At 51.8% G+C, this 14,209-nt stretch carries 14 protein-coding genes; 11 read left to right on the top strand and 3 right to left on the bottom strand.

Translation table 11 applies throughout. The features are described from left to right. Positions 1-59 precede the first annotated feature (59 nt). The gene (locus D0B88_RS01935; protein WP_007639843.1) at positions 60-347 is read right to left on the bottom strand and encodes a TfoX/Sxy family protein; all 288 of its coding nucleotides are present in this window, start codon (positions 345-347) and stop codon (positions 60-62) included. Between the two features lie 230 nt (positions 348-577). Between D0B88_RS01935 and D0B88_RS01930 the strand changes: the two genes are divergently transcribed. The 4 genes from D0B88_RS01930 (at position 578) to cysE (ending at position 4,310) form a co-directional block, all read left to right on the top strand. Next, the gene (locus tag D0B88_RS01930; RefSeq protein ID WP_225318494.1) at positions 578-1,252 is read left to right on the top strand and encodes a M15 family metallopeptidase; all 675 of its coding nucleotides are present in this window, start codon (positions 578-580) and stop codon (positions 1,250-1,252) included. Between the two features lie 35 nt (positions 1,253-1,287). Continuing rightward, the gene (locus D0B88_RS01925; RefSeq protein WP_151054620.1) at positions 1,288-2,700 is read left to right on the top strand and encodes an MFS transporter; all 1,413 of its coding nucleotides are present in this window, start codon (positions 1,288-1,290) and stop codon (positions 2,698-2,700) included. A 78-nt stretch (positions 2,701-2,778) separates the two neighbouring features. Further along, positions 2,779-3,483: an HAD family phosphatase gene (locus D0B88_RS01920; RefSeq protein WP_151054618.1), complete on the top strand. Its 705-nt coding sequence runs from the start codon at positions 2,779-2,781 to the stop codon at positions 3,481-3,483. Positions 3,484-3,485: 2 nt separating this feature from the next. Beyond that, entirely contained in the window at positions 3,486-4,310 is an 825-nt protein-coding gene (gene cysE / locus D0B88_RS01915; protein WP_007639848.1) for a serine O-acetyltransferase, read from the top strand. A gap of 3 nt (positions 4,311-4,313) precedes the next feature. Here the strand turns inward: cysE and D0B88_RS01910 are convergent, their stop codons facing one another. Then, on the bottom strand, positions 4,314-4,583 hold the full coding sequence (locus D0B88_RS01910) for a hypothetical protein (protein ID WP_007639851.1): 270 nt from the start codon (positions 4,581-4,583) through the stop codon (positions 4,314-4,316). 212 nt (positions 4,584-4,795) lie between these two features. Between D0B88_RS01910 and D0B88_RS01905 the strand changes: the two genes are divergently transcribed. The 7 genes from D0B88_RS01905 (at position 4,796) to D0B88_RS01875 (ending at position 11,331) form a co-directional block, all read left to right on the top strand. Next, a complete protein-coding gene (locus D0B88_RS01905; protein WP_151054616.1) occupies positions 4,796-5,587 on the top strand; it encodes a hypothetical protein in 792 nt (263 codons plus the stop codon). A 71-nt stretch (positions 5,588-5,658) separates the two neighbouring features. Next, complete coding sequence (locus D0B88_RS01900; protein ID WP_151054614.1) at positions 5,659-7,767, top strand: AsmA family protein; 2,109 nt, start codon at positions 5,659-5,661, stop codon at positions 7,765-7,767. A 159-nt stretch (positions 7,768-7,926) separates the two neighbouring features. Next, positions 7,927-9,033 carry an A/G-specific adenine glycosylase gene (mutY, locus tag D0B88_RS01895; RefSeq protein WP_225318493.1) on the top strand — a complete coding sequence of 369 codons (1,107 nt, stop codon included), beginning with the start codon at positions 7,927-7,929 and terminating at the stop codon, positions 9,031-9,033. A gap of 8 nt (positions 9,034-9,041) precedes the next feature. Continuing rightward, the gene (locus D0B88_RS01890) at positions 9,042-9,320 is read left to right on the top strand and encodes an oxidative damage protection protein (RefSeq protein WP_151054613.1); all 279 of its coding nucleotides are present in this window, start codon (positions 9,042-9,044) and stop codon (positions 9,318-9,320) included. 93 nt (positions 9,321-9,413) lie between these two features. Continuing rightward, on the top strand, positions 9,414-9,713 hold the full coding sequence (locus D0B88_RS01885) for a hypothetical protein (RefSeq protein ID WP_151054611.1): 300 nt from the start codon (positions 9,414-9,416) through the stop codon (positions 9,711-9,713). Between the two features lie 24 nt (positions 9,714-9,737). Continuing rightward, positions 9,738-10,175, top strand: coding sequence for a hypothetical protein (locus D0B88_RS01880; protein ID WP_151054609.1), 438 nt, complete (start codon positions 9,738-9,740; stop codon positions 10,173-10,175). A 91-nt stretch (positions 10,176-10,266) separates the two neighbouring features. Next, positions 10,267-11,331 (top strand): PHB depolymerase family esterase, encoded by a 1,065-nt coding sequence (locus D0B88_RS01875; RefSeq protein WP_151054607.1) that lies wholly within the window; start codon positions 10,267-10,269, stop codon positions 11,329-11,331. Between the two features lie 104 nt (positions 11,332-11,435). Here the strand turns inward: D0B88_RS01875 and D0B88_RS01870 are convergent, their stop codons facing one another. After that, entirely contained in the window at positions 11,436-13,928 is a 2,493-nt protein-coding gene (locus D0B88_RS01870; RefSeq protein ID WP_225318492.1) for a cellulose-binding domain-containing protein, read from the bottom strand. Between the last annotated feature and the right edge of the window lie 281 nt (positions 13,929-14,209).

The raw sequence follows: 14,209 nt of genomic DNA, 5'->3' as shown, positions 1-14,209 counted from the left end.
CCTGTGACGGAGAAAAAACTGCGTGTAAAACCACATCTGCGCACAGATGTGGTTTTTATTTATGCGGTGGCGTGAGTTAGCTCGTCGGGTTGTTCGGCTTCTTGCACCAAGCGGGCTTTAAGGTCAGGGGGAATGTCGTTCCAGTGAATATCCATCAGTGCACCCTCAAGGGCGTAGAGCATGACTTTGGATACATTAATATTGCGGGCGCGAATGCGGCGATAAGTTTCTACTGCCCCCAGACGCTTGAGATCCGCGTGGGTATTAATCCCTATTGCGCGGAGGATATTGACCGATGCTACGCCCAGATTCTTTAACTGTAATAACTCACTTTGACAGGCTGTCATACAGTGCGACTCTCCATTATTGTTGTCGGATGTTGTGTTCAAATTTTCCGTTTACTGCGGGCCTTATCTTACAGGCTTGATTTAGTGGTGCAATTCTTTTTATGGGGCTTCGGTCAAAAAATTAGCTACGCAATATTGAGTGCCAGCGCGAAGTTTGTGCGCTACCGCGCTTAGTGTCGGTGATCATGAGCGTGGAAAAATTTGGATAATTAATAGCTATGCACAATTGGATGAAACAATTATTACTCGGGCTGGATGAGCGCGAGTTAATTGAATTACCTGCGCTGCAATGCCGTGTGCATCGCGCGTTGGAAACCCCGTTGCTAGGTTTGCAAACACGTGCGGCAGCCGCCGGTTTTGATTTGCGAATTGCCAGCAGTTATCGCAGTTTTGAGCGCCAGCGGATGATCTGGAATAACAAGGCATTGGGGTTGCGCCCGGTGCTGGATAGCGCCGGAGCACCGCTGGATTTAAGCCTCATGAGCGAGCGGGATATTGTCCTGGCGATTCTGCGCTGGTCGGCATTGCCCGGCGCGTCGCGTCATCACTGGGGCACCGATATTGATGTGTATGATGCATCGCGCATTGCGCCTGATTATCAATTGCAGCTCACGGTGGCAGAGACGGAAGGTGATGGCCCTTTTGCAAAATTTCATTGCTGGTTGAGCGAGGAGTTGTGTACTTCTACCGGTGATTTTTTTCGCCCTTACGCGCAGGATTGCGGCGGCATAGCCCCCGAGCCCTGGCATCTAAGTTATGCACCACTGGCCAATCAATTTGCCCGGGAATATTCCGAAAGCTTGTTGCGTGAGCAATTGGAAGTGACGGAGTTGCAATTAAAAAATACCGTACTGGAAAACCTAAGTGAAATTTATCAGCGTTTTATTTGTATCAGTAAACCTTAAATCAAAAGCCACCAACCACATGACAGGATTGCAGTGTGACTGATTCTTCTATCGCCTCGCCACGTGCAAATAATTCGCCAGTGCAACATCAGCCACCGGCATCCAAATTGGCTATTCGCTCCTGGATGTTATTTGATTGGGCCGCGCAACCATTTTTTACGGTGGTGATTACCTTTATTTTCGGGCCTTATTTTGTCTCGCGCTTGGCTGAAGATGCAGTGCAAGGGCAGGCGGCTTGGGGCTATACCGTGACTATCGCCGGGGTGATTATTGCGCTCTTAGCGCCGATATTAGGCGCCGTCGCGGATGCCACCGGCGCGCGCAAACGTTGGATCGCTTTTTTTGCGCTGATCAAAATTACCGCGCTACTGCTACTCTGGTTTGCGGCGCCCGGCTCCGCGTTATGGTTGCCTATGTTGTGTGTGATTTGTGCAATGGTCGCCGCTGAATTTTCGATTTTGTTTAACGATTCCATGATGCCGCGCCTGATTCCCGCGCAGGATATTGGCCGCGTTTCTAATCTCGCTTGGGGGCTCGGTTATCTCGGCGGTTTGGTGGTGCTGTTCAGTGTGTTGCTGCTGTTGGCTGGCAGCCCTGAAACGGGCAAAACCTTGTTGGGCATTAAGCCCCTGTTTGGCCTGGATGCGACTCAAGGTGAAGATGCGCGCATCACCGGCCCCTATGCCGCGCTCTGGTATTTAATTTTTATTGTGCCGATGTTTTTATTTACCCCCGATTCCCATGGCGGCGTTTCATTGTTGCGCGCAATTAGCGGCACGCTGCGCGAATTAAAATCCACCTTGGCGGAAGCGATGCAGCGTAAATCCCTGCTGCGCTTTTTACTCGCACGCATGGTGTATCAAGACGGCGTGAATGGCTTACTGGCATTGGGAGGTACTTTTGCAGCGAGCATGTTTGGTTGGCAAACCATTGAGATGGGTATCTACGGCATTTTGTTATTAGTCGTGGCGATTGGCGGCTGTGCTTATGCTGGCCGGTTGGATGCACAGTTAGGTTCCAAAACCGTCGTGCTGATGAGTTTGCTGCTGTTGATTGTGGCTACCTTTGGCATAGTCTCCACTGGGCCGGGTTATTCGCTGTTTGGCTGGGTGTCATTATCCACCGCAGATAGCGGCGGATTATTCGCGACCGCGGCAGAAAAAGTGTATATCGGTTTTGGGTTATTAATTGGCATCGCCTTTGGGCCAGTGCAAGCGTCATCGCGCGCGTATCTGGCGCGCAGTGTTAACGCCGATGAAGCCGGTCGCTATTTTGGGCTTTATGCATTATCGGGCCGCGCGACGGCATTTTTAGCCCCCATGGCGGTGGCGAGCTTAACGCTCTACGCTGATTCGGCGCGTATCGGCATGTCGGCGCTGTTGGTGTTTTTAATCGCGGGTTTATGGTTGCTGCTAAAAACTCCCTATCCCGCGTTGCGAGCTAGCTGATTTTTATCGTTTATTTTTTCTCATTTTTGTTTTTGTTTTTGTTTTTTTATTGTTGTTGACGGCATTTACGAGGTACTCATGCTGGTTATTTTTGATTGTGATGGCGTGTTGGTGGACAGCGAAATTATCTCGGCACAGGTGTCGGTGGATTGTTTAAAGGCGGTGGGTGTTGAACGCAGCCTGGATTATATTTTGGAAACCTATCGCGGCAAATCGGTGGCGGATTGTATTCGCATGATTACCGATGAGTTGTCATCGGCTTCCGATTGGCAGCAATTGGCCGAGAGCGAAAAAGCTGAACGCGGCGCGCAATTTTGGCGGCAGGTGCAACTGCAAACCCTGGTGGTGTGTGAGCAGCAACTGGAACCGGTAACCGGCGTGATGACGGTGTTGGATTATCTGCGCGATCACAAGATTCCCTTTTGTGTGGCCTCCAACGGCAAACATGAAAAAATGCGCATGACGCTCAACAAAACCGGCATCATGCCCTATGTGCAAGGGCGTGTTTTCAGTTTTGAAGATGTTACCCGCGGCAAGCCCGCGCCGGATTTATTTTTGCACGCCGCCAAAACCCTGGGTGTTCCTGCAACTGAGGCAATTGTGGTGGAAGATTCACTCACCGGCATTCAAGCGGCGGTGGCAGCGGGCATGCGCCCCTTAGGTTATTGCCCGCCCAATCACGATGGCAGCGACAATTGTTTGGTAAATGAAATGCGCGCGTTGGGTGCGACCGTATTTTTTTCGATGGATGAATTAATTCCGTTAATTTTGCAACAGGGTTAAGCATGGTTATGCAATCTGCGGGGGCGATATTTCCGCCCGACCTGGACGTGTGGCAGGAAATTCACACCGAGGCCAAACAAGCGAGTAAAGATGAGCCGGTGCTGGCGAGTTTTTATCACGCCACGATTTTAAATCACGCCTCGTTTGCGGCGGCGATCAGTTTTCATCTCGCCAATAAATTGGACAGTCAGGCGCTGCCGGCGATGATGCTGCGTGATGTATTTGCCGAGGCGATGAATGCCGACGCAAACATTGAGCGGGCGATGCGCGCTGATATTCGCGCGCACCGCGAGCGCGATCCAGCGTGCAATAAATTTTCCATGCCGTTTTTATTTTTTAAGGGCTATCACGCGCTGCAATCCTGGCGCATTGCCCATTGGCTGTGGCAGCAGGGGCGCACGGCGTTGGCGCTGTATTTCCAGAATCAAATTTCAGAAGCCTTTGATGTGGATATCCACCCCGGCGCACAAATTGGTCAGGGTATTATGGTTGACCATGCGACGGGTGTGGTGATTGGTGAGACCACGGTAATTGAGGACGATGTCTCCATGCTGCACAGCGTCACCCTCGGTGGCAGCGGCTGTGTGAAAACGGATCGCCACCCTAAAATCCGGCGCGGGGTATTGATTGGTGTCGGGGCAAAAATTCTGGGCAATATTGAAATTGGCGAGGGGGCAAAAATCGGGGCGGGCAGTGTGGTGTTGGATGCAGTTGCACCGCATACCACCGTTGCCGGTGTGCCAGCCAAACCTATCGGGCGCCCCAAGGGCGAGGCACCCGCGTTGGATATGGATCATCACTTGAGTGATGATCCGTCAGCCACTTGATGGTCAGGCGCTGCGCTGGCCGGGCAGGCTGGAGGTTTCGTCATCGCAGCCGTCCATTAACCACTTGAGCACGGATTCGCGGCTTTTGAGCATGGATTGATAGTGCTCAATCAACATGGGATTAGGGCGCGCCTGACTTTTCATCGCAGTAATGCGATCAGTGAGGAAGGCGATATCCTGCTCTACCTTAATGCGCGCGTTGCCGTGCGGGCTGATGAGTTGATCGCCGGTGAAGCGATTATCCTGCAGTTTTTTATCGATGAAAGGCAGCATGGCGTTATTACTCCCTGAGTGGGTCAGGTATAGAGTATGGTTCCGCTTCTTGCCTTGTGCCAGTTGTCCCTAAGACTGATTGGTTACATTCTGTGCACTGGTTATCGCGCTTGTTATCACACCGGCGGCTTGGTGCTCCCACCGCGCCCGCAGCCAAAGGCAGGAGTGCTATTATCCTTGCATCTGCCACTCTTCTAGCGAGTCCTATTGCGATGAGCACTTCTGAATTCGACATTATTTTTCGCGGCGATATTGTGTTTGGTCACCAATTAACGGAGGTCAAACTCAAGCTGCAGCAGCTATTTAAAGTGGATGCCGCCAAGGTGGATGCACTGTTTACCGGCCGCCCCGTTCCACTCAAACGCAAGCTGGATGAAGCGACTGCCCACAAGTATCGCGAGGTATTGCTCAAGGCGGGCGCGCAGGTGGAAATCTGCCCCAGCGATAGCAGCCCGGCTACGGCGGCGGCGCCCAAACCAGCACCTGTCCGCCCGGTGGCGCCAGCACCCGTCAATCACCCCGCTGCGACGGCAGCGATTACCCCCGTTACGCCAATAGCGCCAGTGTGGTCGATTGCACCGGCGGGCGCGGATTTACTGCCCGCCAACCAGCGCCCTGCAGCGGCCGCACCGGTGGCGGTGGATCTCTCTGGCCTGAGCCTGCGCGCCCAAAGTGGAAACTTATTGGATGCTTCGGAGGTCGCACCCACACCAGTGGCCACTGTGGCGGTGCCGGATCTGGTGGTGGCCGAGGCGGGCGCTACCCTGAGTGATGAAGATCATCTGCCCCTGCCACTGGTGGAGATCGAACTGGAAGACTGGGATATTGCTGAAGCCGGCGCCGATTTACTGCGCGAGGATGAGCGCCCACTGGTGGTACCGGTAGCGGTCGGCCCGGTCGATTTTGGCTTGGCGCCCGCTGGCAGCGATCTGGGCCAGCTCAAACCCCAGGTGAAACCGCTTAACCCCGATATCAGCGGTCTGCAGTTGGTTGATCCCTCTTGAACCCTCTGCTTACCGCACAAGCTTTTGGTTATTGATAACCACGTTTTTTCGCTTACTAACAAGGAGTCCCTATGAAGACTTTGGGAAAAATACTGCTCGCTCTTATCGCCATTCCGGTGATTGCTGTGCTCGCGCTCGTCCTGCTGGTGGACGTCAATCGTTTTAAACCGCACATCGAAAATGCTGCCAAGGAGCAGGGCATTGCCCTGTCCATCAAAGGTGATTTGGGCTGGAACCTCTGGCCAAGCATCGGGGTAGAAATTAATGACCTCAGTGTGGCCGCGCTAGCAACGCCGGAACAACCGCTGGCAGAATTAACCCGCGCCAGCTTGCTGCTGAAGTTAATGCCTTTGTTCTCGGGGGATTTTCAGGTCGATCACCTGTTGGTCGATGGCGCGCGTATTAATCTCGCGGTGGATAAAGCGGGCACAGGCAATTGGGAGGCCTTAACCAAAAGCGATGCCAAACCCGCCGCCGAAACAACTACCGACTCCCCAGCTGATTTAACCCTGGATATCCAGGACATCAGCCTCACCAATTCACAAGTGAACTACAGTGATGCCCAAAGCGGCCAGAAACTGGCACTGCGCGCGATTAATTTGCACCTGAGTGACGTGAATACCCGCGCCGAGCCTTTTCCGCTGACCCTCGCGCTGAGCGTAGAAATGGCGCAAGACGGTGCTGCGCCCTTGTTGCTGGATATCGCACTCAACAATAACCTGAGCGTGGATGCCCAGCTGAGCGACATCACCCTGAGCGACGGCGAATTGCAGTTGGGGGTGGGCAAGGCCGCGCCGCTGGTGCTTGGCTATCAAATGGCGCTGAGTGATGTGCAAAACAAACCCGCATACAAAGGCCAGCTCAGCGTGAAGGAAACCAATTTGCGCGGGCTGCTCGCCGCGCTCGGCACCGAATTGGAAACCGCCAATAGCGATGCCTTGAAACAATTCAGCCTCTCGGCGGCGATTGATGGCAATGACCAGCAGCTGCAATTAACGAATCTGGTGATGCAGTTGGATAAAACCCGGTTTGAGGGTGCCTTGGCGATTACCGATCTGGCTAACACCGCGCTTAAGGTGGATCTCAAAGGCGACAGCATTAATGTCGATGATTATTTGCCGCCGCCCAGTGAGGTGGAAGCAACAGAATCCACCGCCGCGCAGGAAGATACCCCCTTACCACTGGAGGCGATTCGCGGGTTAAATCTGAATGCAAAGTTTGCCTTGCAGCGCATGATTATCAAACAAATGGCGCTGGAAAATATTCTGCTCACGGTGAATGCTAAAAATGGCGTGGTCAATCAAAACCTCACCGCCAAGGCTTACAGCGGTGATGTGAAATTCACCAGCAAAACCGACGCCCGCAGCGATAAAGCCGCACTCAATTTTGATGGCGCGGTGCAGGGTTTTGAATTGGCGCCACTGTTAAAAGATTTGCAGATGGATGAAAAAATGGCGCTCTCCGGCGCGATTCAGGCCAATACCCAAGGTACGGCGCAAGGCGCCACGGTGAATCAGTTAATGACCTCCATGAACAGCACCGCTAACTTTTCCGGCGCGCAGGTGCGTTTAGCGCCGCTCAATATTGAAGAGCAATTTTGCAAATTGGTGAATCTGGTTACGCAAAATCAGGAGCAAGTGACCTGGGACGCCTTTACCGAAATGCGTCAGCTGGATGGCAATATCGTTTGGCGCGATCAGGTGATTAGTCTCAACAGTTTCAACGCCGGTGTGTCGCAGTTGCTGCTGGCCAGTACCGGTAAAATTAATCTGGCGAACGACAAATACGAATTTAAATTGCCGATTAAAATCGCCTCCGCCAGTGAAGCGGCGCAACTCAAAGGTTGTAGTCTGGGCACCACTAATTATTGGGTCGATCGCGGCCTCTCGCTACTGCGCTGCAAAGGTTCCTTTGGTGCGATTGATCCGGTGAAAGATTGTGGTTTTGACAAGAATGCACTGGGCGATTTAACCAAAGATTTTGCCGAGTACAAACTGCGTGAAAAACACGGCGCTAAAATCGAAGCGGCTGAACAAAAAGTGGAAGAGAAAAAACAGGAAGTGAAGCAACAAGTGGAGGACAAAAAGCAGGAGCTGATTAATAAACTGCAGAATAAATTGTTTAAAACACCCGCTTCGGCAGCAGCATCGTCCGCCGCGACTGAACCTGTTGTTGAGTAAAATAATAGATTACTACCGGTAACAAACACACCACCGCGCGCCCTCACGGGGGCGGTGGTAAACTCACAACTCTTATCAGCAATTGGTTGCACTCTGCGCAGCCTCGCCAGAGTTGTTACATACATGTCCCTTCCCGTTTCTATGACCGCTGAATTATCCATGAGCCAAGATTTTTCCCGCCGTGTTCTTAAATGGTTTGATCAATACGGGCGCAAACATTTGCCCTGGCAACAAGACATCAGCGCCTATCGCGTGTGGCTGTCAGAAATTATGTTGCAGCAAACCCAGGTCACTACCGTGATCCCTTATTTTGAACGCTTTATTGCGCGCTTCCCCAGGGTGGAATCCCTCGCCGCTGCGCCGATTGATGAAGTGCTGCATTTATGGACGGGTTTGGGTTACTACGCCCGCGCGCGCAATTTGCATAAATGTGCGCAGCAGGTGGTGAATCAATACGGCGGTGAGTTTCCCGCGACCGTGGAAGCATTGGCCGAATTACCCGGCATCGGTCGCTCTACTGCCGGTGCGATTACCAGCATCGCGTTTCAACAGCGCGCCGCGATTCTGGATGGCAACGTCAAACGTGTACTCGCGCGTTATCACGCGGTGGAAGGTTGGCCGGGGCAGAGCGATGTGGTGAGCCAACTGTGGGAAATCGCCGAAACCTACACGCCCAAAAAACGCGCCAATCACTACACCCAGGCGATGATGGACATGGGTGCCACCGTCTGCACGCGCAGCAAACCTAAGTGCGAACAGTGCCCCTTGCGCGAAGGTTGTATCGCCTACGCGCAAGGCAACCCGCAGGACTACCCCGGCAAGAAACCGAAAAAAGCACTGCCGGAAAAATCCGTGCAATTATTAATGCTGCGTAATCCGGCAGGCGATTTATTACTGCAACAACGTCCCGCGCAGGGAATTTGGGGTGGTCTGTGGAGTTTTCCCGAATTGGCGATTGATGCTGATGCGCAAACATTTGCAGAGGACCATTACGGCACAGTGATCGAGTTTGAAGCGTGGAATAGCTATCGCCACACCTTTAGCCATTACCATCTGGATATCACACCGGTATTAATCCAGCTTGGCAAAGCGCCGCGTGCTATCGGGGAAGCCACCACACACTGGTACAATCCCCATCAACCCAGTGCGCTGGGTTTGGCTGCGCCGGTTAAAAAACTGCTGGAAAAAATCGCCCGGCTTGATCCGCGCCACAGCGCCCCACCAAGTGCAACCAAACGCACATCAATCGCTAAAAAAGTAAAGTGAGAAAGTTTATGGCCAGAATGGTTTTTTGCCGCAAATACAAAACTGAAATGGAAGGTCTGGACATGCCCCCTTACCCCGGTGCCAAAGGCATGGATTTGTTTAACAACATTTCCAAACAAGCCTGGCAAGAATGGATGGCCCACCAAACCTTGCTCATCAACGAAAAACGGCTAAACGTAATGGACATGGGCACCAAAGTATATTTAACCGAACAAATGGAAAAGTTTTTGTCTGGCGATAAAGTGGATGAAGCTGAAGGCTATGTGCCACCGGCGAAGACGGAGTAATTCGGTGCTGGAAATTGTGGTGGGGTGGTTTAGTCAGCCGCTATATTGCCCCCCCCACACACACAATAGCGGCTAAAAATACAGGAGGTTTTTGTGACGAATAAAGAGCTTAAGTTTGTGGCTTCGCTTAAAAGAAGCCTAAAAATAAACGTATATGTCTATGCTGTAGTTGCAATAACTGCACTCTGCAATTCGTATTTTCAATTTATGCCCGAACTCAATGCTGTATATTCACTTGCGCTGGGGATTATTTTTTGTTTTGTTAGTCTCAGTAATTATCTGGGTGATACTCAGCTTCATAAATGCAGTGAAATTATTGATGGGCTAATAAACAAAGATCCGGAACTTATCAAACGTTTAAACGAAATCAAAGATGGAAAACCAACGGTTTAAACCGTAAACGAAATGGAGGTCTTCATGAACGCAAAAGTTAAAAGCATTTTCGCTGGCGCCGTGTTGGGCGCGATTGTTTTTTATGTTGCGGCTTACTTTATTCTCGGTCATACAGCAGCAATTGTGCTGCCGGGTTCAATTGCCGATTGGGCAAAAGAAAACTCAGCGAATTTCCCGGTGCTCTTTTTTTGGGAATTGCTCGTAGTTCAATTGCTTGGGATTGGAATCCTGTCGGCTATTGCTGCCTATCTGCTGTTAAGAATCACATCTTTAAAATGGCTGTACGTGGCGATTGGATTTGTTGTGGCTGACCTAATCCTCTCGCATGTTTTTCTGTTTTCACTTTCTACGTTGGAAAATCTTTCTGCTACCAACTTCATTTGGTTTGCACCGCATTTTATTGTGGTTTTTCTCTGTGTTTTTATTGCGGCCAGTTTGGGTGGTAAACACCAAAGCGTTTAGCAGCTTATACAAAGAATGAGTAGTCTAGTCAGTTTCAGTTAATCTTGTTTTGGTTAAAAGTATCTTTTCAAGATCATCCATGGTGTGTCTTATGAATACTTTATCAGCCTTGAAAAATTCCATATCTCCCTGCATTGCCGCACTCTGTGCGGTTTTTTGTTTGTTATTACCGCCGTTAGCTATTGCACAGAGTGAAAATGCCGATACGACGTTGCGTGAACGTATCAAACAGCGGGTGGCTGAGCGGCGCGAGGCGCGACAGGATACAGATGCATCTGCAGCGGCAAAAATCCATGCGCCGGGTGATTATGTGCGTTCACTCAAACACGATGGCCTCACGCGCACGTATCGCATTTATGTTCCCCGAACCTATCAAACATCAGCCGCCGCGCCACTATTGTTAGCGTTTCATGGTGGTGGCGGCGATATGGATTACATGGCCAAGGATGAATATTACGGCTTGATTTCAAAAGCGGAAGCCGAAGGGTTTGTGGTGGTATTCCCGAATGGTTACAGCAAATTTAAATCCGGTAAATTTGCAACCTGGAATGCAGGCAGCTGCTGTGCCGATGCGCGCGATAAAAATATCGGTGATGTCGGGTTTGTGAAAAAAATAATTGGCAGTGTAACGCGTGAGCTGAATATCAATCGTCAGATGATTTTTGCAACCGGGATGTCAAACGGCGGCATGATGTCCTATCGCTTGGCGTGCGAAATGTCTGATACCTTCGCGGCTATTGCGGCAGTGGCCGGAACCGATGGCACGCTTAATTGCCAGCCATCCAAGCCGGTTTCTGTGTTGCACATTCATGCTAAAAACGATGACCGAGTATTGTTTACTGGCGGCGCCGGGAAAAAATTCCGCGATGAATCCAAAGTGACTGATTTTGTCTCGGTGCCGGATACTATCGCCAAATGGGTCAACCTCAATCGCTGTAATACAACACCGCAGTCGGTATTAAAAAAGCCGGGAGCCTATTGCGAGCAGTATTCGCAATGCCAGGCGAGTGTAGCGGTGCAGTTGTGTGTGACCGACACTGGCGGGCACTCCTGGCCGGGTGGCACAAAACCCCGTGGCAGTGAGCCACCATCAAAGGTGATTTCAGCCAATGATGTAATGTGGGATTTTTTTATCGCCACGAGTAAAAATAAATAAAGCTTCTGTTTTTCCCTGTGTTGTTATGACTGTCACTATAAAAAAACGGCGCAAGCTTTCACTTGCGCCGTTTTTTATCAACCCAATAAATATTGAGCCATTATTTATTGATAATGCTTGTCGTACAGCGGCGCTGTGCCAGTCACGCCTTCCAATAATTGCAAACGGTAATCGTGTTTCCGCGTGCGGGTTTCTTCACCGTTGTACAAGTGATCCACATTACTTACCACCGCTACCACTACGCCATTTTTCGGCGCTTTGGTGAGATCCAAACAAGCTTCGCCGCTGGTGACCGGTTTGCTATAAACCGCACTGCCGTCTGCCGCGCGATAGGCCAATTGCACACGCATATTCTGACCGATGGGTTGGAAGTTTACGCGCACTTTATTGCCGGTCACTCTGAGTGGAATCTGGTTGGCACCCGACCAGCCGGGCAAGGTCGTGGTGCTTGGAACCAGGGTGGTGCCTTCCTGGGTGGTGGCTGAGTAGAATGTCAACCGATGCGGGCCCGGGTCTTGCAGAATGCCACCGGCGACCGGTTCGGCGTTAATTGTTCTGCCCCAATTGTTATTGATCGGCACCTTGAACGCATTAGACCAAGGGCCGAAATCCACCATCGCCTGACGCGCGCGGAATTCCATAATCATGCGCTGCACTTGCTCCTCGCCCACACCGGCAGAGAGTGAACGCAGAATATGGTTGTGCGGCCCTTTGGCCCAAATCCACGCATTGGCGCCTTTGGAGACATGCACACCGAGGAAGTGCGGGAAGGCGGCGTTATATTGGTTGCCGCCCAGGTATTCGCGCCAGGTGGAAATTTGTTGGCCATTCACACGGCGATCTACACCCTCTGCATTCGGGCCACCAAAAGTGCCGTCTTGCAACCAGCCACTGTAGTTTTCGATGGGCATGTGCGGCGCGAGGAATGATGTCGCATCCAAAAAGCCCACACCGTAAGTGCCGGTGCGCGACGCTTCCAGATTCATCTGCAGCCAGGTATTGCCGCCCTCGTTAAACCAGGCTGCCTTGTTGCCGCGGGTCGCCATAATGGTGTGGATAAATTCGTGGGTAATGCCGCCGCGCTCGCTCGGGGTCACCACGGGATAGTAGGACAACAACACCATCGGATAACCGTTGATGCCGCTCTGCCAGCCACCGCGCTCGGTGTTGGCTGCGCTGTCGGTACACAGGCCTGAACCATAGAGGTAGATATTGCTGAAGTAGCCTTCTTGCTGCAGTTTATCCACCGGCCAACCCATCACATTGTGGATGTAGTCGGCATCTTCATTCAGGTTGGTGAGCACGCGATCAATATCCGCATCGGTAATCGATGGATTGCGGTTGTGCCCCCAAATAAACGCAAAACGCCCTTTGGTTTTTACCCCGGCGATAGTGTTGGCGGGGCAGCCGTTATAGACCTTGAAGTTGCTGGTATCCACTTGGCCAAAGTCGGTGCGGAAATCGTAATTTAAATCCGGCTCGTATTTCGGCCAGTCGTAAGCGCTGCACTGCGCCACACTCGGCGCGCTGCTGCTGGCAGCGGAACTGCTACTTGAGGCGGGTGTGCTGCTGCGCACCGATGAACTCGCCACGCTGCTCACTACCGAACTTGAGCTGCTGCGCGGTATTGAGCTGACTGCCAATGAACTGGAGCTGCGCACCAGACTGCTGCTGGATGAGGCCACTGATGAGGTAATCGCACCGGCGGCTGTACCTGCAACACGCCACTCCAATATGCCGGTGGATTGGGTGCTATGGAGCATAGACACACGCACGCGATTAGTGACAACACCGTTCAACGCCAAGGTATTAAACGCATTTTTAGCCAGCGGCAGATTGCCCGCGTTAACCCAGGCGCTGCCATTCCAATATTCGAGATAAGCGCGTGTGGGTGTTAACACCCCGCCGTTGTCATCAAACCAATAAACTTGCGTTGAACTTAGGGTGTAGTTTTGTGGCCAATCGTACTGCACCCATTGAATAGAATTGGGATTATTCCAATTGCCATAAGCACCGGCAGATTTGTCATTCGAGTTGGCGGGGTTACTGTTATCGTTTACCGCGCGCAAGGTTTCCCAAGGCGATACATAAGACGTAGTTGCCGTCGCCAATCCGGCGATATTGGCGCTGTTGGTAACGGACGCCGATGATGAGCTGGTCGCACTCGCGGCTATGCTGGAGACGATGCTGGAGCTGGAGGTTGCCGCCGCGCCACAAATAGCGCCGGAGATTGGCGGTGTTTCAAGCGCGCCGCCATTGGTGACACCTTGAAGGCCAAACTCGGCCGACTGACTGGGTTGCAAGCTGCCGTTCCAGCCGACATTGGTTGCGGTGTAATTGCGGCTGCCTGCGCTGCTGAGCTGCGCGTTCCAGGCATTAGTGACTGTGTTGTTACTGTAGGCCCAATTGACTTGCCAGCCGTTAATCGCCGCCGCGCTATCGTTAGTGACGCGGATAGTTGCGGTAAAACCGCTGCCCCAGGCATTCGTGACGGTGTAGCTACAACCCGCCGATGCTGCCGTGCTCCAGGTTGCGGTCATTAACCCCAACCCGAGCACAGCCATCAGGCGATGGCTCTTTGCTTTGTGATGACGCATAAGAAATTCCTCCATGCAGATGAATATTGGTTACAACAGTGATGGCGCCGCCAACCGGGTTTTGTTCGGTTAGCGCCGGGAAGGTAATTGACCGTTTCTACTGCTTATTGCCATTCATCGAGCGGATGTAGAGGGTTGAATGCATCAGTCTCTTTTTATCTTGCATAAAATTATTTTTATATTTGAATGCGTTGCCGCTTGGCATACTAGGGATCGAACAAACCTGTATACAAGTGATTTTGGACGGAATAGCGAGAACAATTGTCAAAATCAGATGAAAT

It is taken from the genome of Cellvibrio sp. KY-YJ-3, from assembly GCF_008806955.1.
Taxonomy (GTDB): domain Bacteria; phylum Pseudomonadota; class Gammaproteobacteria; order Pseudomonadales; family Cellvibrionaceae; genus Cellvibrio.
This window is presented reverse-complemented; position numbering and strand designations above follow the sequence as displayed.

Coding starts and splice junctions, on each gene's coding strand:
- D0B88_RS01935 (WP_007639843.1), bottom strand. CDS start 347: ATGACAGCCTGTCAAAGTGAGTTATTACAGTTAAAGAATCTGGGCGTA.
- D0B88_RS01930 (WP_225318494.1), top strand. CDS start 578: ATGAAACAATTATTACTCGGGCTGGATGAGCGCGAGTTAATTGAATTA.
- D0B88_RS01920 (WP_151054618.1), top strand. CDS start 2,779: ATGCTGGTTATTTTTGATTGTGATGGCGTGTTGGTGGACAGCGAAATT.
- cysE (WP_007639848.1), top strand. CDS start 3,486: ATGGTTATGCAATCTGCGGGGGCGATATTTCCGCCCGACCTGGACGTG.
- D0B88_RS01910 (WP_007639851.1), bottom strand. CDS start 4,583: ATGCTGCCTTTCATCGATAAAAAACTGCAGGATAATCGCTTCACCGGC.
- D0B88_RS01905 (WP_151054616.1), top strand. CDS start 4,796: ATGAGCACTTCTGAATTCGACATTATTTTTCGCGGCGATATTGTGTTT.
- D0B88_RS01900 (WP_151054614.1), top strand. CDS start 5,659: ATGAAGACTTTGGGAAAAATACTGCTCGCTCTTATCGCCATTCCGGTG.
- mutY (WP_225318493.1), top strand. CDS start 7,927: ATGAGCCAAGATTTTTCCCGCCGTGTTCTTAAATGGTTTGATCAATAC.
- D0B88_RS01890 (WP_151054613.1), top strand. CDS start 9,042: ATGGCCAGAATGGTTTTTTGCCGCAAATACAAAACTGAAATGGAAGGT.
- D0B88_RS01880 (WP_151054609.1), top strand. CDS start 9,738: ATGAACGCAAAAGTTAAAAGCATTTTCGCTGGCGCCGTGTTGGGCGCG.
- D0B88_RS01875 (WP_151054607.1), top strand. CDS start 10,267: ATGAATACTTTATCAGCCTTGAAAAATTCCATATCTCCCTGCATTGCC.
- D0B88_RS01870 (WP_225318492.1), bottom strand. CDS start 13,928: ATGCGTCATCACAAAGCAAAGAGCCATCGCCTGATGGCTGTGCTCGGG.